This window comes from Guptibacillus hwajinpoensis (genome assembly GCF_005144865.1).
Taxonomy (GTDB): domain Bacteria; phylum Bacillota; class Bacilli; order Bacillales; family Guptibacillaceae; genus Guptibacillus; species Guptibacillus hwajinpoensis_A.
On sequence record NZ_SWFM01000004.1, the window covers coordinates 209,503 to 229,895 of the forward strand.

At 39.9% G+C, this 20,393-nt stretch carries 20 protein-coding genes and 2 riboswitches; of the genes, 2 read left to right on the top strand and 18 right to left on the bottom strand.

Annotation, left to right across the window (positions count from 1 at the left end):
• Positions 1-340 precede the first annotated feature (340 nt).
• The 9 genes from ilvE to metX all read right to left on the bottom strand — a co-directional run bounded on the left by ilvE (position 341) and on the right by metX (position 11,467).
• A complete protein-coding gene (ilvE, locus tag FBF83_RS15145) occupies positions 341-1,246 on the bottom strand; it encodes a branched-chain-amino-acid transaminase (RefSeq protein ID WP_136947994.1) in 906 nt (301 codons plus the stop codon).
• 335 nt (positions 1,247-1,581) lie between these two features.
• Positions 1,582-2,787, bottom strand: a complete 1,206-nt coding sequence (locus FBF83_RS15150) for a homoserine dehydrogenase (RefSeq protein WP_240688115.1) — start codon at positions 2,785-2,787, stop codon at positions 1,582-1,584.
• Positions 2,788-2,801: 14 nt separating this feature from the next.
• A complete protein-coding gene (gene acsA / locus FBF83_RS15155; protein ID WP_136947996.1) occupies positions 2,802-4,454 on the bottom strand; it encodes an acetate--CoA ligase in 1,653 nt (550 codons plus the stop codon).
• Between the two features lie 17 nt (positions 4,455-4,471).
• Positions 4,472-5,206 (bottom strand): ABC transporter ATP-binding protein, encoded by a 735-nt coding sequence (locus FBF83_RS15160; protein ID WP_136947997.1) that lies wholly within the window; start codon positions 5,204-5,206, stop codon positions 4,472-4,474.
• A 12-nt stretch (positions 5,207-5,218) separates the two neighbouring features.
• A complete protein-coding gene (locus FBF83_RS15165; RefSeq protein ID WP_136947998.1) occupies positions 5,219-6,052 on the bottom strand; it encodes an ABC transporter permease in 834 nt (277 codons plus the stop codon).
• Between the two features lie 15 nt (positions 6,053-6,067).
• Positions 6,068-7,069, bottom strand: coding sequence for an aliphatic sulfonate ABC transporter substrate-binding protein (locus FBF83_RS15170; RefSeq protein WP_136947999.1), 1,002 nt, complete (start codon positions 7,067-7,069; stop codon positions 6,068-6,070).
• A gap of 21 nt (positions 7,070-7,090) precedes the next feature.
• Entirely contained in the window at positions 7,091-8,869 is a 1,779-nt protein-coding gene (locus FBF83_RS15175; protein ID WP_136948000.1) for a PLP-dependent aspartate aminotransferase family protein, read from the bottom strand.
• Between the two features lie 70 nt (positions 8,870-8,939).
• A riboswitch (SAM riboswitch) is annotated at positions 8,940-9,050 on the bottom strand.
• 26 nt (positions 9,051-9,076) lie between these two features.
• Positions 9,077-10,375: an O-acetylhomoserine aminocarboxypropyltransferase/cysteine synthase family protein gene (locus FBF83_RS15180; protein WP_136948001.1), complete on the bottom strand. Its 1,299-nt coding sequence runs from the start codon at positions 10,373-10,375 to the stop codon at positions 9,077-9,079.
• A 15-nt stretch (positions 10,376-10,390) separates the two neighbouring features.
• Positions 10,391-11,467 (bottom strand): homoserine O-acetyltransferase MetX, encoded by a 1,077-nt coding sequence (gene metX, locus FBF83_RS15185; RefSeq protein ID WP_136948002.1) that lies wholly within the window; start codon positions 11,465-11,467, stop codon positions 10,391-10,393.
• Between the two features lie 247 nt (positions 11,468-11,714).
• Positions 11,715-11,825, bottom strand: a riboswitch (SAM riboswitch).
• Between the two features lie 176 nt (positions 11,826-12,001).
• Between metX and FBF83_RS15190 the strand changes: the two genes are divergently transcribed.
• Entirely contained in the window at positions 12,002-12,421 is a 420-nt protein-coding gene (locus FBF83_RS15190) for a TlpA disulfide reductase family protein (RefSeq protein WP_136948003.1), read from the top strand.
• A 69-nt stretch (positions 12,422-12,490) separates the two neighbouring features.
• On the opposite strand, the gene FBF83_RS15195 is transcribed toward FBF83_RS15190, so the two are convergent.
• The 5 genes from FBF83_RS15195 to FBF83_RS15215 form a co-directional block, all read right to left on the bottom strand.
• Positions 12,491-13,768 (bottom strand): anti-sigma factor domain-containing protein, encoded by a 1,278-nt coding sequence (locus FBF83_RS15195; protein WP_136948004.1) that lies wholly within the window; start codon positions 13,766-13,768, stop codon positions 12,491-12,493.
• A 21-nt stretch (positions 13,769-13,789) separates the two neighbouring features.
• Complete coding sequence (gene sigI, locus FBF83_RS15200) at positions 13,790-14,545, bottom strand: RNA polymerase sigma-I factor (protein ID WP_240688116.1); 756 nt, start codon at positions 14,543-14,545, stop codon at positions 13,790-13,792.
• A gap of 344 nt (positions 14,546-14,889) precedes the next feature.
• Positions 14,890-15,198, bottom strand: coding sequence for a thioredoxin family protein (locus FBF83_RS15205; RefSeq protein ID WP_136948005.1), 309 nt, complete (start codon positions 15,196-15,198; stop codon positions 14,890-14,892).
• A 75-nt stretch (positions 15,199-15,273) separates the two neighbouring features.
• On the bottom strand, positions 15,274-15,603 hold the full coding sequence (locus FBF83_RS15210; protein ID WP_136948006.1) for a toprim domain-containing protein: 330 nt from the start codon (positions 15,601-15,603) through the stop codon (positions 15,274-15,276).
• A gap of 139 nt (positions 15,604-15,742) precedes the next feature.
• A complete protein-coding gene (locus FBF83_RS15215; RefSeq protein ID WP_169525521.1) occupies positions 15,743-16,270 on the bottom strand; it encodes a TraR/DksA C4-type zinc finger protein in 528 nt (175 codons plus the stop codon).
• 139 nt (positions 16,271-16,409) lie between these two features.
• Between FBF83_RS15215 and FBF83_RS15220 the strand changes: the two genes are divergently transcribed.
• A complete protein-coding gene (locus tag FBF83_RS15220) occupies positions 16,410-16,913 on the top strand; it encodes a peroxiredoxin family protein (RefSeq protein WP_136948008.1) in 504 nt (167 codons plus the stop codon).
• A gap of 28 nt (positions 16,914-16,941) precedes the next feature.
• On the opposite strand, the gene FBF83_RS15225 is transcribed toward FBF83_RS15220, so the two are convergent.
• From FBF83_RS15225 to FBF83_RS15240, 4 genes are all read right to left on the bottom strand, one after another.
• A complete protein-coding gene (locus FBF83_RS15225) occupies positions 16,942-17,190 on the bottom strand; it encodes a YusG family protein (protein WP_169525523.1) in 249 nt (82 codons plus the stop codon).
• Between the two features lie 353 nt (positions 17,191-17,543).
• A complete protein-coding gene (gene gcvH / locus FBF83_RS15230) occupies positions 17,544-17,930 on the bottom strand; it encodes a glycine cleavage system protein GcvH (protein ID WP_136948010.1) in 387 nt (128 codons plus the stop codon).
• A 95-nt stretch (positions 17,931-18,025) separates the two neighbouring features.
• Entirely contained in the window at positions 18,026-18,385 is a 360-nt protein-coding gene (locus FBF83_RS15235) for an arsenate reductase family protein (protein ID WP_136948011.1), read from the bottom strand.
• A 210-nt stretch (positions 18,386-18,595) separates the two neighbouring features.
• Complete coding sequence (locus FBF83_RS15240; protein ID WP_136948012.1) at positions 18,596-20,380, bottom strand: acyl-CoA dehydrogenase family protein; 1,785 nt, start codon at positions 20,378-20,380, stop codon at positions 18,596-18,598.
• Between the last annotated feature and the right edge of the window lie 13 nt (positions 20,381-20,393).

Consider the following 20,393-nt stretch of genomic DNA (forward strand, 5'->3'; position numbering starts at 1 on the left):
CATTATCTTTGATTAGTAGAAGAAACGTATAATTATAAAAAAGCCTTCTCATCCCTACGCCGCATCTTACGGTCCATAGGGGTGAAAAGACTTCACGGTACCACCCTATTTTGCGACCTATTAAACTAGTCGCCTCATGAACAGCATATGCTGCTCGCTTTGATAACAAGTGTCCAAGAACACTTGGTTGATCCTATCTTACTTGTTTCAGATCAACACTCGGAGGGGATGTCGATTCAGGGGGTAATACCGGCTTCCACCACTACCGGCTCTCTGGTTACTACCAAATCCTGATTCTTTTGCCTCGTCATCGATTTTAAATATTTATTTGTAGACTTTCTTATCCTGCTTGCACATCACGTTTAGATGGGTAAACGCTAACGCCATCTACAGTGACAATGTTTCGAAATGCTCCAAGAAGATTATTAGTTGTTTTACCAGGTTTTCCTTCGCCAATGACACGACCATCTACTTTCACAACCGCTATGACTTCTGCAGCTGTTCCAGTTAGAAACACTTCATCCGCAACATAAACATCATGTCTAGTAAATGTCTCTTCTCTCATGTCATAGCCTTTCTTACTTGCGAGCTCCATGATGGCATTTCTCGTAATGCCTTCAAGTGCCCCAACGTATCCAGGTGGTGTTTTGATTACGTTGCCTTTCACAATAAAGATGTTATCTGCCGATCCTTCAGCAACATATCCTTGATCATTTAACATCAAAGCTTCGCTAACACCAGCAAGGTTGGCTTCGATCTTAACTAGAATGTTATTGAGGTAGTTCAATGATTTAACCTTAGGACTAAGTACATCCGATCGGTTTCTCCTACTCGCTACCGTTACAATATCAATCCCTGATTCATATAGATGCTTAGGGAACAAGGCCAGTGATTCTGCAATAACAATTACTTGAGGTTCCTTACATGTAAATGGATCAAGACCAAGATTACCAACACCACGTGATACTACGATACGAACATACGCATCTTGAAGTTTGTTCTTCTTCAATGTTTCAACAATAATGTTAGTCATTTCCTCCTTGGTCTGTCTGATTTTAAGCATGATTGAATGAGCTGAATCATAAAGCCGGTCTAAATGGTGCTCAAGTCTGAAGACGTTGCCGTCGTACATTCTAATTCCTTCGAACACCCCATCACCATAGAGGAAGCCATGATCGTATACCGATACTTTGGCATCTTCTTTTTTCACAAATTCGTTATTAAGGTAGATCCACTGTTCACTCACCTTGTTCACTCCTTTCTGTTTATTAGATAGACGCAGTAAAGCGTCAGGATGTTATTTTAGGACCATTTTTTTAAAGTTCGGTCCCTCGTTTGTTTTGTGTGAGTTGTTTGAATACTTTGTTTAATTGAGGATTATATTACGCCGGTTTGAAGTGTAGGTCAACACCCCTTTTGAAAGTTTTTAGATAATTTAGATATATCAGTCTTTTTGGAACCGCTTACATTGTTGTCACGCGTGAGATTTCATTCCATAAAATTTTTTATTGTAAATTTTAATAAAGCGCTTACACAATTGGAATTGAAAAAACCCCTCTAAAATCTGAGGGGTTTGAATACTTATACAAGAGCCAGATTAGATATGTCACTCTTCTCAATCGGCCCTTTGATTGGATATAGCTTTAGGAAAGGTTTTTGCTCGAGATAAGATTCAATATCGCTTCTTTTACCGCTAGCATAGTATGCATCTTTTTCTGATAAAGGGAGAAGTTCAATCATTAACTCTTCTGGAATATCACCTAACAACAACCAATCATCAACTTCAGATTTATTTTCCTGTGATCGAGAATAAAAGACACCTTCCGAACTGTTTCGATAGAGACTAAGTAAATCCTCAATCATAGCGCTAGCTGTTGGATAGGCACCAGCACCAGGTCCGTTTAACGTAATACTTCCTGCTAGGTTACCAGATACCTGGAGTGCATTGTTTACACCCGTTATGTGGAAAAATGGATGGGAAGAAGTGACTGCGACTGGCTCCACTGAAATAACCGGTCCATCAACAGTTGAAGTGAGCGAAGCGATATGCTTGATTCGGAAGCCAAGCGCTTCCGCCTTCTTGATATCGGCAGACGTCACTTCGTTAATTCCTTTTCTAATAATTCTCTCCCATTCAGGCTGCTCGCCATAGACAATATCAGAGAGAATGAGAATTTTATAAAAAGCATCCCATCCTTCAATGTCATTCGTAGGATCAGCTTCCGCATAGCCTTTTTCTTTAGCTTCATTAAGCGCTTGTTCAAATGAAATTCCTTCCCGTTGAAGTTCGCTAAGAATGAAATTCGAGGTTCCGTTTAAGATTCCATTGATTTCTTGGATTTGATTGCTCTTCAATCCTTCTCTTAATGTGCTTAGTATCGGAATAGAAGCTGCCACCGCTGCTTCATACCTTAAGCCTACTTTGTGTTTGGTCGCAAGGCTCCTTAGCTCTTTCCCTTTATGTGCTAACAACTCTTTATTTGCCGTTACAACATGGCAACCTTTTTCGATAAATTTAGCTAAATACGTTCGAGCAGGTTCAACACCAATTATCGCTTCAAAGACGACATCAAGCTGAGGTAGACTCAGTAGATCCTCGACATTCGTAGTTAACATGATCTTGTTGTCTACTTCTCTTTCTAGATCTCCGTCTTTAATTAATATGGCATCTATTGAAACTTTCTTACCTAGCAGGCTTTCTAACTGCTCGCGCTGTTCTTCGATGCTCTCGTATATCCCTTTACCGACTGTGCCGAAACCAATCAGTGCTACATGAAGTGTTTCCACTGACTTCACCTCCATTATTGAATTGATCTTTCTTTCAGTACTCTTCGTAAAATTTTACCGCTGATTTTTGTTTTCGGAAGCTCATCAAGTACTTCTATTTCTCTAGGTGCAGCATGTGCAGCGAGGTTCTTTCTTACGTGCAGCCGAATATCTTGGATAAGTTCATCCGTTTGTTCGTAACCCGTTCGTAACGTGATATAAGCTTTGACAATTTCGCCCCTTAATTGATCCGGTTTACCCACAACGCCTGCCTCAGCTACTGCAGGATGGGTAATAAGCGCACTTTCGACTTCAAATGGTCCAATTCGCTCGCCAGAAGAATTAATCATATCGTCGTCACGACCTTGGAAGAAGATATATCCTTCCTCATCTTGATAAGCAAGATCTCCTGAGACATACCATCCTCCATATGGAAAATAACTTTCGAATTTGTCGGGATTGTTCCAGACGGTTTTCATTAACCCTGGCCATGGTGCTTCAATTGCAAGCTGACCCGTCTGTCCTATCGGCAATTTGTTTCCGGCTTCATCAAGTATCCCGACCTTTACACCTGGAAAGGGTCGCCCCATTGAACCAAGCTTAATGACTTCGCCTGGAAAGTTAACAATCAGATGCCCTCCCGTTTCTGTCATCCACCACGTGTCGTGAATTCGCTTTCCCCATACTCTGGATGCCCATTGAATCACTTCTGGATTCAATGGCTCGCCTACACTTAAAATGTGTCGTAACGAATTCAGGTTATAGTTTTGTACTCTATCTTCATTTGCCATTAACATCCGAAAAGCAGTAGGTGCACTATACCAAACTGTGACATTCAATTGATCGATCAGGCTATACCATTGATCTGCATCAAATCGTCCTCCAGAAATAACAATCGTTGCACGGTTTAACCATGGAGCAAAAAGTCCATACACACTCCCTGTCACCCAACCTGGATGAGAAGTACACCAGTATACGTCCGATTCCTTAAGATCAAGAACCCAATGTCCAGTCTGATAATGATGAACAATAGAGCGGTGAACGTGTAACACACCTTTAGGCTTACCTGTTGAACCGCTCGTATAATGAAGAATTAAACCATTTTCTGGATCAACCCATTCAACTGGAGTTTCATTCCCAACTTCTGTGTTCTCCACTTCCTTTGCTGTAAGAATAAGTCTAAGCGAAGGAATATCTTTCACTGGGACACGTTTCTTTAGCTCCTCATCTGTAAGTAAAACGGTTCCTCCACAGTCGTTAATACGGTCTTTCACTGCTTCTTCCATAAATGCTTCAAATAGTGGAGCGGCAATAGCACCGACTTTAATAACAGCAAGAATGGCGATGTAGCATTCAGGATTTTTGGGTAGAAAGATGAAAACTCTTTCTCCTTTTTCTACTCCATGCTTTTTTAATACAGCTGCATAATGATCTGTTCTTGCTTTTACATCATTAAAAGTAAGTGATTGTTTCGTGTCTCCATTAACATAATGTAATGCTGTTTTATTTCCATAACCGTTTTCCACATGACGATCAATGCATTCGTAAGCGGCATTCATTTTCCCAGTAGAACGATTGATATAACGGTTCTTTTTATTCTGCCACTCAAATGTAGAGTAGATTTCTTCATAGCTACCTAGATTTGTTTCAAAAGCTTGTGAAGGAATTTGGTTTGTCGGTATGGTCATATGCTGACTCCTCCTGGCTAGTTTACAGGTGTAGTTAATTCTAACCTATTTAAAATATGTTCCTTATACGCGGCTAGCTTTGCGCTCCCGCGAGATCGAGGTCGTGGTTCATCAATAAATAGTTCTTCATCTATTGTTCCAGGCTGCCCTTTAAGGATAATGAGTCGGTCACATAAATAGAGCGCCTCTTCAATATCATGGGTTACAAGTAGAATCGTAGTTTCGTATGCTTCCCAGATTTCTAATACTAAATCCTGTAACTTCATTTTCGTAAAAGCATCAAGTGCACTAAATGGTTCATCGAGTAACAAGTACTCAGGAGAGGTTACAAGAGCACGTGCAATCGCAACGCGCTGTGCCATGCCACCTGAAAGTTGCTTAGGAAAGTCTCTTTCGTTTCCTTTAAGTCCTACAAGATCCAGGTACCTACCTGCCTTCTCTTGCTTCTCTTCTTTTCGATCATTCAAGCCAAATGAGACATTATCTATGACCGATAACCACGGCATCAGTCTTGGCTGTTGAAAAATAAACCCAAGTCGTTCATCGACATGTTTGCAAACATGACCATCGAGGAGTACATCTCCACTATAGGACGTATCTAACCCTGATACCGCTCGTAACAGGGTGCTTTTTCCACATCCGCTTGTTCCTAGAATGCCGATAATTTCTCCACGCTCTGTACTAAATGAGATATTTTCAATCGCTTTTCTATTCTCAAATTCTTTACTTACGTTCCGAACTTGTAGACTCATCTTAAATCCTCCTCACCGTTGTTCCATCCGATCCTGCCAATGGAGTGACTTACTTTCAACCTTCTTCAATACAGCATCAGTCAGCTTACCAAGGACCGCAAACAGGACAATGCTTGCAATAATAAGTTCAGGAGAGTAGGTGTTCTGTCCAAGAACAAGCAAGTAACCAAGTCCCTGGCTCGCTCCCATTAATTCAGCAGCTACAACAAACATCCAACCAAGTCCAAGCCCACTTCTGAGTCCTACTAGAAATGAAGGTAGTGATGCAGGAAGAATAATTCTTTTTACGAGTTGAAAACTGCTTAGTCCATACATTTTTCCTACTTCAATTAATTGACGATCGACACTCAATATCCCGCTCACAACATTTAAATAAACTGGGAAGAAAACACCAACTGCAATTAACGTAACTTTTGATGCCTCAGCAATGCCCATCCATAAGATAAAGAGGGGGACCCAGGCAAGGGATGGGATGGAGCGAAACGCTTGAATAATAGGATCAAAAAACTGCTCCGCTTTTCGATAAAAACCTACAACTGATCCTAGCAGTAACGCTGCACCAGATCCTAACAAGAACCCAAGAAAAATACGATAGAGTGTAATGCCGATATGCCCCCAGAGTGACCCGTCAGCACCTAACTCGATTATCGTATTTACGATTACTGTTGGAGCTGGCAATAAATAAGTTGGGAGAACGTCTAATCGGCTTAGCCCTTCCCAGATAAAGAGCAATAGAATTGGAAGGATACTGCCGATAATGGCAGGATGTACTGTTAGTTTCTTTTTGTTAGGCGCCCTCACTAGACGCCTAAGCGGTAATGCTTCCGAATGTCCTTGTCTCGCCATTTCCACAGCTCCTTTCTATTTCTCAATAACTTCTTCTGCAAAGGTTGGATCAATTAACTCATTCGTTAATTCTTTTACATCTGCTTTAGCATCAATAATCTCGCTTTCTTGAAGAACGTTACCTGCTGCTATAATCGCCTCTTTCTGCTCTTCTCCTGGTATTGGGTTTGAGAAATCATTTCGTTCTAATTGCTTCTTCGCTACATCAAGCTGAATATCAGCTTCTTCTGCTAGCAGCTCTGCCGCTTCTTCTGGGTGGTCAAGAATCCACTGTCTAGCTTTCTCGTAGACTTTAATGACACGTTTCACATGTTTAGGGTATTTTTCAGCAAACTCGGTTCGCGTATTCAAGAACCCATATGTGTTCAAATCAGCATTCCGATAGAAGAGCTTCGCCTCTGTCTCAAGTTCCACTCTTGCCATATGTGGATCAAGTCCAGCCCATGCGTCAACTTGATCGGTGCTTAATGCTGATGCACCATCTCCGTGCTGGAGGTTTACAAGTTCAATATCATCTTGAGATAATCCCACTTCATTTAAAGAACGTAGCAAGAAAATATATGGATCCGTCCCAAGTGTTGCGGCTACTTTTTTACCTTTTAAATCTTCTACACTACTAATTTCGGAATCTTTATTTGTGACGAGTGCTGTCCACTCTGGTTTTGAATAAATATACACGTTCTTTATTGGTGCCCCTTTTGCTTTTGCCATTAAAGCAGCAGCACCTGCAGTAGAGCCAAAGTCAACACTGTTACTCGTTAGAAATTCTAATGCCTTGTTGCTTCCCTGACTCAATACATAATCGATTTTAATATTGTCTTCATTAAATTCTTCTTCAAGAAAACCAAACTTTTTTACAACTAGACTCGTTGGTGAGTAGTAAGCATAATCAACTCGAATCTCTTCTGGTCCAGAAGAGTTGGCTTCTGACGATGAACAACCAGCACTGAATAGAAGCACAAAAGCTAGCACGAGTACACTTAAACTCCTATAATCAATTCTTGGAAAATTTCTCATAATGGTTTCTCCCTCTCTTAGTTAGATCTCACATGCATAGGTTGATATCGTTCCTCTGAGCCTCTGGGCTTCTTTGTATGTGCAACGATTATGAACAACCTGTAAACCAGCATCTGCTGCTATTTGTGCCGCTTTTTCTGAAACGACACCTTCCTGAAGCCAGAACAAGCGCGGCTTAACCTCTGCTGCTTCTTTCGCTACTTCTATAGCTGCTTCAGGGCTTCTAAAGACTTGAACAACATCTATTTGGTGAGGGATACTTCGTAGATCCGGATACGCTTTTTCTCCGAGAATCGTATCAGCCTTTGGATTGACTGGAATGATTTTGTAGCCGAGTCTCTGCATCTTGCGTGCAAGACGATGGCTCGGGCGCGCTTCATTTCCACTTAGACCAACAACAGCAAGTGTTTTTTGTCTTTGACTTTCTTTCCCATCGATTACTTCTTTCAAGTAAGGACTTTGCAATGCCCACCGAATCTCACCTTCATCATTAATCACAATTCGACTCCCATTTTCTAACCCTGTTGCTTTGCGAAGTGATTGGTCCAGGTCAAAAATCAAATCATCGGCCCCTTCTACTCCAACAGATAGACGTATAAGTTCTTCTTTCACCCCGGCTCGTTCCAGTTGTTCCTCATTCAGCTGTTGATGTGTTGTACTTGCAGGATGAATAATTAAACTCTTAGCATCTCCTACGTTCGCAAGATGGGACCAGAGAGATACGTTATCTATTAGGTCTCTACCTGCAGTCTTTCCACCTTTAATTCCAAAGTTCACAACCGCACCAAATCCATTTGATAGGATCTCTAGAGCATCTTGATGGGATGGATGAGAAGTTAAGCCAGGATAGCTTACCCAGTCGACCGAAGGGTGGTTCTGTAAGAACTCTGCAAGTTTCATCGCATTTTGATTATGCTTCTCTGCTCGCAGATGAAGGGTTTCAAGTCCCTGTAAAAGTAGAAATGCATTAAATGGACTAAGACATGATCCGAAATCACGAAGCAGTTGAACACGAAGCTTTGTGCTGAACGCTAGTGTTGCAAAATCAATTGCATAGCGAATGCCGTTGTAACTTTCATCCGGTTCAATGAAGGCTGGATACTTTGAAGAGTTCCAATTAAAACGCCCACCATCAACTACTACGCCACCAATCGATGTTCCGTGTCCTCCAATCCACTTTGTAGCGGAGTGAACAACAATATCTGCCCCAAGAGTTAGTGGTTTACATGCATATGGCGTAGCAAACGTATTGTCAACGATCAGTGGCACTCCTGCTTCATGTGCAATGTCTGAAACTTTTTCTACATGAAGAACCGACAAGCTAGGATTACCAATTATTTCTGCAAATACCGCTTTTGTTTTGTCCGTAATCGCTTCTCTGAAATTTTCTGGATCTGTAGGATCAACGAAGGTAACGTTTATCCCGTATCTCGGAAGCGTAACGGCAAATAAATTATAAGTACCACCATATAAGTTTGAAGCGGCCACAATTTCGTCGCCTGCGCTCGCTATATTCATAATAGAAAGTGCTATTGCTGCTTGCCCTGAAGACGTTGCGACAGCTGCAACACCTTCTTCAAGAAGGGCCATTCGCTTTTCAAAAACATCCACAGTCGGGTTTCCTATTCTTGAATAGATGTTTCCTGGTTCATCGAGTGAAAAAAGCCTCTCTGCATGCTCACTATCATGAAAAACATAAGAACTCGTTTGATAGATCGGTACTGCTCTAGAACCCGTTGTAGGATCTGGTGACTGGCCACCATGTAAGGAAAGTGTGTCGAATTGATATGATTGTGTCATGATTATTCCTCCATTTTTCAATTAAAAGATCAAAAAATGCCCTCTTCAATAAGAAGAGGGCATTAGCCTCCCCTTATCTCTCAGAATAGTAGCTATTCTGCTGGAGTTAGCACCTTATTAAGCAATGCTTAATGGTTGCCGGGCTTCATCGGGCCAGTCCCTCTGCCTCTCTGGATAAGAGTGATCTATTTAGTTTGTCTATATAAATTAAACGTTCGCTTCGACTCTTGCCTTTGCAATAGCTTGATCAAGATCTTCAATAAGATCATCAATGTGTTCGATTCCAACGGAAAGTCGGATTAAATCATCTCGGACGCCTGAAGCTTTTAATTCATCTGCACTTAACTGCTGGTGCGTTGTGCTTGCTGGGTGAATAATTAAGCTTTTAGCATCTCCTACATTCGCTACATGCGACCAGAGATCGACTGCATTAATAATTTTTGCTCCTGTTTCTCGCCCACCTTTTATACCAAAGACAACGACAGCCCCCGCTCCTTTAGGGAGATATTTCTGCACGAGTTGATTGGAAGGATGGTTCTCCTCTTCAGGATAGCTCACCCACTCAACCGCATCATGATTCTTCAGATATGAAACTATTTTGCGAGTGTTAGCCACATGTTCCTTCATGCGAACGTGAAGTGTTTCAACGCCAAGAGCGATTTGAAATGCATTAAATGGACTTAATGAAGCTCCTGTATCCCGTAACAGTTGAACGCGCGCCTTCACAATATATGCCGCTTCAGGAAGTGCTTCAGCAAACACAATGCTATGATAGGAATGATCAGGCTCAATGAATCCTGGAAACTTAGAAGAATTCCAGTCAAATTTACCTGCATCAACAATAAGTCCGCCCATTGTAGAACCATTTCCACCAAGCCACTTCGTTGCGGAATGGACCACAATGTCTGCTCCATGTTCGATTGGTCTACACAAGTAAGGAGTAGCAAATGTATTGTCTATAATTAACGGAATTCCTGCTTCATGAGCAATTTCTGCTACCTTCTCAATATCTAGTACGTGAAGCCCCGGATTTCCAATTGTCTCTGCGAAAATCGCTTTTGTATTCGGTGTAATCGCACTTCTAAACGATTCCAGATTTTCCGGATCTACAAAGTTGGTTTTTATACCGTATTTAGGAAGCGTAGTTGCAAAGAGGTTATACGTTCCTCCATATAGCGTTGAGGCTGATACAATTTCATCACCACTATTCGCGATGTTTAGAACAGCAGCAGTGATGGCTGCCATACCACTCGCAAATCCAAGCGCTCCGATTCCGCCTTCAAGCTGAGCAATTCGTTCTTCAAGTGTACCGACAGTTGGGTTACCAATACGAGAATAAATGAACCCTTCTTCTTTTAATGCAAACAAGTCTGCGGCATGATCCGTATTATTAAATCGATAAGCATTAGATTGATAAATCGGCAATGCTCTTGCTCCTGTAGCGGGGTCTGCCTGTAATCCTCCATGAATTCCAATCGTTTCTAAATTGTAACGTTTCTCTGCCATTCTCCATTCACTCCTTTAAATTTTTAAAGTTTCCTTCAACTGTTCTTTAATTAATGGACCCCATTTATCAAATTCAACGAGAAATCCATCATGACCAAATTTGGTATCGACAATATAGAATTTTGCTAAGCTTTCAAGTGAGAACATGCTCTCTAAATTACGAGGAGGATAAATTAAATCTCCTTTAAAGCTAATTGCTAGTACGTTTGATTGGATCTGTTTAGCCGCCTCAGTTATGTCACCTCTTCCCCTACCAATGTCGTGCATATCCATGGCCTTAAGTAAATACAAATAGCTATTTGCATCAAATCGGTGAGTAAGCTTATTTCCTTGATAGTGAAGATAGGATTCCACATCATAGGACGTTTCTGTATGACTTTCACCCGGATTTCCATTCTCATTTCGACCGAATTTCTTTTGAAACATGTCATCGGTTCGATAAGAGATCATGCCAATCATTCGTGCTGTTGCAAGTCCTGCTACTGGAGGATGATCAAGGTTGTAATACCCATCTTTCCAATCAGGATCATTTGTAATGGCAAACCTAGAAATAGAGTTATAGGCAATACCATATGCGCTTAGAGATGGCGTTACAGCTAATGGGACTAGATGCTCCATCCAATCCGGATAAAGAATCCCCCATTCCAATACTTGCATTCCTCCAAGTGAACCACCAATTACGGCATGAAGATGATGAATTCCTAACTGCTGTAATGCTTTCTTCTGAGAATGAACCATATCTCGCACAGTGACGAATGGAAAATCCGACTGATACTCATGACCAGTTTCGGGGTTTATGGACAGCGGTCCGGTAGATCCATTACATCCTCCAAGAACGTTAAACGTAATAACTTGAAATTCTGACGTATCAACGTACTTACCATGACCAATTAATCCTTCCCACCACCCAGGTTCCGACTCACCTACTGTATACTGATTTCCTGTTAAGGCATGACACACTAGGATGACTGGTGCTTCAGTTGGCCCAACCCGCTCATAAGCAAGTTCTACACTAGGAAGTTCCTCACCCGATTCGAGCACGAATGGTCCAATAGATACGTTACAATCCTCGTATCTCTTTTCTCTCTCCAAACCTTTATCACTCCTTTCAAGCAATCAACATGCTTCGCAGTACTCAATGAATCATGTGAGTTTTGCGATTTAAATACAAGGCTGTTTTCTATTAGGTTGTTGCTTTGGAAAGAATTTTTTTGTGAATAGCACACGTAGCTAATTGGAGCGGAAAATCACCCACTCTTATAGCTAACAATGTCAAAGAAAGATCCAAAAATAAAAAGCCTCTCTGAAAGACAGAGAGGCTTGATTTAATCATCAGCTCCGCTTATCTTCCAGGATTTCTCCTGCAGGAATTGGCACCTTTTCAAACCACGAATGGTTTGACGGTTGCCGGGCTTCATAGGGCCAGTCCCTCCGCCTCTCTAGATAAGAAAGAATATTTCGTTTTCATTTAATTTTCATTTAATTGTGTTCATTTTAGCAAGGTACCGTATCAGTGTCAAACAATTTCTGAAAATTTATATAGAATCATTGTACGGTAGTAATATTTTGATTAGAACTAGAATTTTGATAAAGTGATGATAGTATAAATCGGTGAGGTGAGAAACTTTGGATGCGCCATATTTTGAATTAGAAGAACTTAGAAGCGGTGAAACCATTCGACTATCCGACTTTGCAGGCAAGCCAGTTATGATTACATTCTGGGCTTCCTGGTGTCCAGATTGCATGAGAGATTTACCAATGAAGGAGCAGTTCTATCAGCATGCCGATCTAGATAAACTTGGTTTCATTACAATTAATGTGACCGGACGAGAACGATCTCCTGAAGCGGGGAAAGAATTTACGAATAAACATCAACTACCCTTCCCCGTCTTAGCAGATATCGGTCGTGAAACGTATGACAATTATAACTGTACAGGAGTACCTACAACGGTGTTGCTTGATAAACAGCATCGTATTTTTAAAGTATTTGATGATCAATCGTCATTTCTAGATGTTGTGGGAGCACTCCCAGAGCTTATGCTGTAGAATCGTAAAAAGCCAGAGGGCAATCCCTCTGGCTTTTCTAATAAATAATATAAATAATAGCGTGAAGCGTTACTTGTCTTTCTCGTCTTTCTTCGAATCATGTTCTTTTTTATGTTTATTCTTTTCTTGTTTCTTTTCTTTCTTATCTTCTTTCTTTTCTTGCTTCTTATTCACTTTCTTTTCCATATCTTTCTTGTAGTCTTTCTTATCTTTTACATCTTCTTTTTGATGCTTTCGATCATTTTTTTCGTTCTGTTTATCGTTCTTCTTTTCTGCTTTTTTTACTTGGTTTTTAGTTTTTTTTTCAGTATTTTCAATTTCACTTGGATTGTTATTATCAGTTTTTTCTTCTTCTAATTTGACAGATTCCTTGTTGATCGTTGGTTCTTCATCCTCAATTTCTGGAATCGTCTCTTTAGAATTATCTTGGTTATCTTCCAAATCACTCTCATTCGATTCTTGTAAAATCAATTCGTTATCCGTTGTTTCATCTGTAGAAGGTGCCTTTTTGTCATTCAATTGGATAACTGAATCCTCTAAATCTGATGATTCTTTAATAGGGTCTAATGAATCTGATTCATCAGCAGTCATGTTTTGGGAATCCATAGCTTCAATTTTTTTAACGGATAAATTCCGCACATCACTTAAGGTAATAGAGACGCCTCGATCTAAAGCACTTAAATACGTCACATATTTACCAGGTGAAACACCCTTTTTCACAGCTTCTTGACGCGTACTGTAATCTGAATTTAGAACAGTCGTGATTGCAATAGACTGGTTCTTTAATGATTCATTTTGTTCAATGTTACGAATTGCTTTTTCAAGAGCAGCTTTGATGTTTTCGGATCTCTCCTGTTTCTCAACATCTGAGGCTACAATTAACAGCTTTCCTCCATTTGAAAGATAGCCATCCTTATCCAGTCGTGATACAAGAAGACCTGCAAAATCACTAAGTGGCATGTTCTTTGTTTCCTTGCTTAAATTCAACCCTTCTCCGTCTGAGTTCCATGCTTGATATTGAACAACTTCAAGATCAGAATTCACTCCAACCTCAATACTAGGATTAATATCAAAGCTTATATAGGCTGCAACTGCATCGTTCTGTGTTACAGGTATGACGCCTGTGACAAGAACAACTAACAGCAAAAGCGCCGTCATTCCGGCCAGGGTAGGCATAGAGGGGGTAAAATAACCCTTTTTCTGTTTAATTGGTTTTGGTGCAAGTTTAATTTCAGAGCCTATTGTTAACGTATGATTTCGCTTAAGATTAATTGTTGTAAATTCACCATCTGGTGTTAAAACAACAGCTTTTCTACCACGAATGTCCATAATGACCCCTTTTTTCATCCCCTGGCCCCCTTAATTCAACTACTGTATATACGATTTCAGAGCATTAAAACCACCGAGATGGATTAATGCAACTGCTATTATATACTTTCGATTACGTTCGATTGTTTTGCGACTGCATGTAACGAGCGCTAACAAATCTTTTATTGGGAGCTGCTTCTTTTCCAACAAATAGCTTGATAATACGTTATCGTCTGCAATTAACTTTGCAATCATCTTGGCGTTCTCTCTGGCATCAATATGTTTCGGACAATTTTTGCTAAGCACCTTAAACGTAATACTGAATTTCTTTAACAATTGTTCATATTCTTCAATTTCATACATTCGCATTTCACTTTGCTTGTCCATTTCATAGACATCGAGTGCTGCTCTTTGTTCTGCATAACTATCTTCAAGACGACCTTCTTCATCAAGTTCTTCAGGTTCAAGATAGATGTATTTGTTTTGTCTAGCTTCCTTACGAATGTAATCGATAACCCTTCTTCTAATGACCATATCTGCAAAAGTAAGAAAACGGCTACCCTGTCCTCTTCGGAATTGATCCATCGCTTCATTAAACGCAGACAGTCCAATACTGAACTCGTCCATCGTATGATTGATATATCGGTTGCAAACTTTGGATGTGATCTTTTTAATAAATGGTTGGTAATCTTCTAGTAGTTGGTTTCTTAATAGTTGATTGCCATTTTGTATACTATCGATTTTATCTTCTAATGTAATGCTATCTCTGTTATTCGCGAAATTTCCCATTTTCGTGCTGATTGAAATGGTTGTCATGTTTTACACCTCTCATTTTGCAATCAATTTCGATTGATTGCTTATACGGGTTGGATTCTTAGATGTTATAAATTTGAATTATTGGATCAAAGCTATGAAAATGAAATGTGCCACCGTTCGAAATAATCGAATGGTGACTCTATATTCAGTTATACCATTCAATCAGCATCAACGAAAATACAATTTTATGACAATGTTACTGTTTCTTTACTGGCTGTTATACTAATTTATCATTGTTAATATTACGAAATTTTCAGCATATTATTTATCTTAAAAATCCCTCTCTGGTGGCGTTTATTGCATTCGATAAATAACAAACAATTGGTCAAATATAATCAAAGTAATTATTCATCACTTAAAAAAGTATCCACCTTAACAACCGATTCAAAAGCGAAAAGGGTGTCACCTGGATTTCCATCTCTATAAACCGTTAATGCAGGAACACTTTGTATTTTAAGGTTTTCAGCCACCCATGGGAAGTAATTTAAATTACAAGCATAAATCTTCTCTTGAAGATCTTTTGATTCTATAACAACTTGCAGCATTCTCTGGGCAATTTTGCACGTCCGGCAAAATGGGGTATAAAAAAAGAGAATACAATGAGATTGAGCCATCAGCTCTCGCATCTCATTCTCCTCAGTAACTTCTTTCATTGGTATGCTCCTAACTAGATAAGACCTCAGGGAAGCTTAATTAAGCTTCCCTGAGGTAATATGTTCAATCCCACGCTATATGGTCATGACTTTGAATTTAGCTGCTCTTAATATTCGAGTTAAATAGTTCAGTGGTGTTTCAGCCACCTCACGATGAAGCATTGTGATGTAAAGATGTTCTGCGTGAGGAATCTCCTGTGAAAGCTGCCTCCGGAGCTTCTCACCAGCATCATCTGCATCTACTAGTACATAGACGTCCATTTCCTCAAGCTCTTCACTAAGTTCCTCGAGCCTTTCAAAACTAATCGTACCATACGTACAAATAATACTAACAGGTTCATCTAGAACCCTCATTAGTTGCTCTTTATCCGTCTTTCCTTCAACAATTATTACTTTATCATTCATGGCACAACGCTCCATTTCAAGCTGTCGTATCAATGCTTTTACTATAGCATATGGATGTGGAGGCAGATCGTTTCTATTTTTGCAATTTGAGTTGATTAAATATTATTTGAGCAACAGCTATTCATTAGAGCTTTGAAGATTACTCATCCTTGTTATCTGGATTGTCTTCTTCCAGGTAAGTCTCTGAAGTCGAATTACCGTGCTCATTCTGCAGATCATCGGCTGTTCGAATTCGATCATCTACTCGATTACCAGGTGTTTCAAATGTTGCCTCATCATCCGGTCTGCTATCTTCTTTTGTTTCTTCTAATTCATCTTGAGCCTCTTTTGTTCGAATTGCATAGGGAATTGCTTCTAGTCGTTCCTTATTAATCTCTTCTCCTGTATCAATACATATACCATAGTTACCTTCACGAATTCGATCAAGGGCTGTATTAATTGCACTCAAACGTTCTCTAGCAGCATCTTCTAGCGTAATATCCTTTTCACGTTGATCTAATTCAGATGCCATGTCAGCGAAATGATTATCGTATGAAGTCAGTTCACCTGTTTCATCAGATAATGCTACATTCTCATCATGTTTAGTTGCTCCACTATCTAGAAGTTCCTTTTTTAAATCAAGAAGCTGTTTTTTAAAGTGCTGTAGTTCTTCTTTCGACAAAGCCATTATAGTTCCCTCCATTGGTCATTTTCTTTTCTACTATCTATTTTCCCTAAACACAGTTCCAGTTAAACCATTCAATTATGTTTTATCATGCTCAAGTGGTGGAAAGAAGAACATAAGAATAAAGATTGGAGTGTTTATAATGACAAAGTTAAACCTTGGACAAGAAGCACCATCTTTTTCTCTCGTTAACACAGAAGGTGAGCTGTTTCAGTTCGAAGAGCACCAAAAAAGCGATAATCGCTGGCATATGCTAGTGTTTTTCAGAGGTGAATGGTGTCCAGTATGTAATGAACAAATGGAAGAAATTCAGGAGCACCTTGGTGCATTTCAAAAATTAGACGTTCATCCTATCGCAATTGCTAAAGACAGTTTAGAGTCTCTTAGAAAAATGAAAGAAAAGCATAGACTACAGTTTCCAGTGTTAAGTGACAATGAAAACGCAGCAATTGATGCTTATGGTGTCATGATGCACAGTGAAGATGATCCATACGAAGATCATGGTGAACACGGTGAACCAGCTATCTTCCTTATTGATGAGAATGGAAAACTTATGGCGCAGTATCTGCAGTCAAGCCCATTTGGTAGACCTTCACCTAATGGTCTTATTACGACAATCAAGTACATTAGAAAAAATAAAGCATAAGAAAAACCGGCCAAATAGGCCGGTTTTTCTAACACCATCCAAGGTCACAATCTTCTACATACCTTCCGTTTTTCTCCATCGCGCGTTCATAACGAAAGATCCTATCCTGGTCGAATTCAAATCCATCGGAAAATTCATAATGATTCCCCTCATTGGTAAATAAGATGCGGCCGATCTTTTCCTTGTTTAAGAAAAGGTTCATAGAGTTCTGATCGAACTTGCCATACACCTTACTTGTAATATCGATTCTTTCCATAGGACGAGATTGATCATTCATCGATAACAACCCCTTATATATAGTGTGTTTCATTAAAACCGTCATTAGGCTATTTAATAGGCTCTTTCTAAAGGGTTTTTCTATAGAGAACCCCACTTAGCTGATTGGAGCGGAAGGTGCTCGACTCCTGCGGGACTAGCGGGACAGGTGAGACCCCACAGGAGCGTAAGCGACGAGGAGGCTCACCGCCCGCCCCGCGGAAAGCGAGCATCCTGGAGCGCAAATCACCCCCCACTCTTATAGCAACAAAGTATACGAAAAGAGCCATTTAATAAATAGATGACAGAAGCTTTAAATACATGCACTTTTAAAGGTTAACGATGAAAATTTTTCTTCCCTGGCTGATTGGTCTATTAGTCTTCGCTTACCATTTTCTCATAAGCTTCAGCTGTCATAAGCTCTTCAATCTGAGAAGGCTCAGTTGGTTCTACAACAACCATCCATGCTTTTTCGTATGGAGATTCGTTAACGAATTCAGGGCTATCTTCTAATTCTTCATTTACAGAGAGAACTTTTCCTGAGATTGGCGCATATAGTTCGGAAACAGTTTTCACTGACTCAACACTTCCAAAAGGCTCGTCTGATTCAATTGTGTCGCCTTCTTCTGGAAGCTCCACGAAAACAATATCTCCTAATTCTGATTGTGCGAAATCAGTAATACCAATGCGGATGTTTCCGTCTTCTTGTACTTGTACCCATTCGTGTTCTTCTGAGTAGCGAAAATCTTTTGGTAAGTTCATTTGTAATTCCTCCCTGAAATAGTTTCTCTAGTTAAGTTATTAATATTATTTACAATAACTATCGTATAATAGTTATTATTAAATAAGCAACCATTTTATCGTTTCCATATTTCCTCAAATGTATCTTCTTTAAACCCTACCGTTACTTCTTGTCCATCTGTTACGATCGGACGCTTAATTAACATACCATCTGATGCTAACAATTCAAGCAACTCATCTTCTGTGGCAGTGGAAACACGATCTTTTAACCCAAGTTCTCTGTATTTCTGGCCGCTAGTGTTAAAAAACTTTTTGATTGGTAGTCCACTATGATCGACTAACTGTGCTAACTCATCTTTAGATGGTGGATTCTCTACGATATGAACTTCATTAACTTCTATATTATTTTCTGCGAACCACTTTTTGGCTTTACGACAAGTTCCGCATTTTGGATAAGCATAAAATGTGATGGCCAAATCTGTTCCTCCTTAAAACACGTCAATGTGATGATGTCGTTAGTTTACCATATGTGAGGAGTTCGACAAATTCAGACGCATCTAAAAGTAGCTTTCGTCATCCAAAGAAAAAATCCTCTTTTTACCCCAATCTTTATATTTCCTTAACGAGGTAAAAAAATCCCTCCAAATTCTTGGAGGGATTAAGAGAGAATATGGTTTGGAGGTTATTTACACTGTGTAACGCTGGTTATTAAGAATAGTAGCAGCAATTTCTCGCTTCTTACCAATAACGTTAATTGGTGTATAACGTGTTAGCTTACGAAGAGCAGAAATCATCATTCGAAGAGTATCACCTGTTTCAACAGCAAGTAATGTTTCCTTCGCATGTGCCTCAATTCTGTTGAAAGATTCTTGACAGAATACTTGGGTAAGAAGTAGCTTATTCTGTTGCTTTTCAGCAGTTGATTTGTTCAATGCTTTTTCCGTACGCAATACAACAGATTCCATAGAATAGATTTCGCTCACGATATCAGCAATGTTTGATAGAACTTCTTGCTCTTTATCAAGTGCTTTACCATATTTCTGTACTGCTGTTCCTGCTGCCATTAGCATAACCTTCTTAGCCATAGCAACAAGGTACTTCTCTTGCTCAAGCGGTGCATCGCCAATCTCTTGAGGAGTTAGCATCATCAACTCTTCTTGAAGTGCTTTTGCTTTCTCAAGTAATGGCAGTTCACCTTTCATCGTTTTACGGATTAGCGTTCCTGGAACGAGAAGACGATTAATTTCATTTGTTCCTTCAAAAATACGATTGATTCGTGAATCACGATACATCTTCTCTACTTCATACTCGGACATAAATCCGTATCCACCGTGAATTTGAACAGCTTCGTCTACTACGTAGTCAAGCGCCTCAGAAGCAAATACTTTATTTAGTGAACACTCGATGGCATATTCAGCAATAGCTTCAGCCACTTTCGCGCCATCTTTTTGTTCTTCATCAGAGAGCTTCCCTAGCTTCTGTTCAAAAAGACCACCAGTACGGTAAGTAGAACTTTCTGTTGCGTAAGTTGCAACAGCCATGTTCGCAAGCTTCTCTTGGATTAGAGAGAACTTTGCAATTGGTGTGTTAAATTGTTTACGCTCAGTTGCGTATTTAGCAGAAAGCTCGATGCCACGCTTCATCCCACCAATTGTACCTACTGCAAGCTTATAACGACCAACATTCAGGATGTTAAATGCAATAACGTGACCTTTGCCAGCTTCACCAAGAAGATTTTCTTTTGGTACAGCTACGTCATCTAGGATTAGTGTTCTTGTAGAAGAACCTTTAATACCCATTTTCTTCTCTTCTGGACCTGTTGAAAGTCCTTTCGAATCGCGTTCGACGATGAATGCAGAGAAGTGCTCTCCATCAATTTTTGCATAGACGATAAAAACATCGGCAAATGCTGAGTTTGTAATCCATTGCTTTTCACCACTTAGAAGGTAATGAGTTCCTTCTTCATTTAGCTTAGCAGTCGTTTTCGCACCAAGTGCATCAGATCCAGAACCTGGCTCAGTTAAAGCATACGCCGCAATCAATGCTCCTGAAGCAAGACCAGGAAGATACTTTTGCTTTTGCTCTTCATTACCAAAGAATACGATTGGAAGAGAACCAATACCAACATGCGCACCATAACTTAATGAGAACGAACGAGCGCGAGCGAACTTTTCTGTAATAACAGAAGAACTAATCTTATCAAGACCAAGACCACCGTATTCTTCAGGCACGTCTGCCCCTAGCAGTCCAAGATCGCCTGCTTTTTCTAGAAGTTTACGAGAGATTTCGAATTCGTGTTCTTCAATCTTATCAAGCTCTGGAACAACTTCTTTAACAACAAAATCTTCTGTCGTTTTCCCCATCATCACATGCTCATCAGAGAAATCCTCCGGTGTAAAAATGTCCTCAGCAGTTGGGTCCTCGACTAGAAAGCTCGCACCTTTAATAATTTTGTTCATTGTATTAGACATGCTTGTGTTCCTC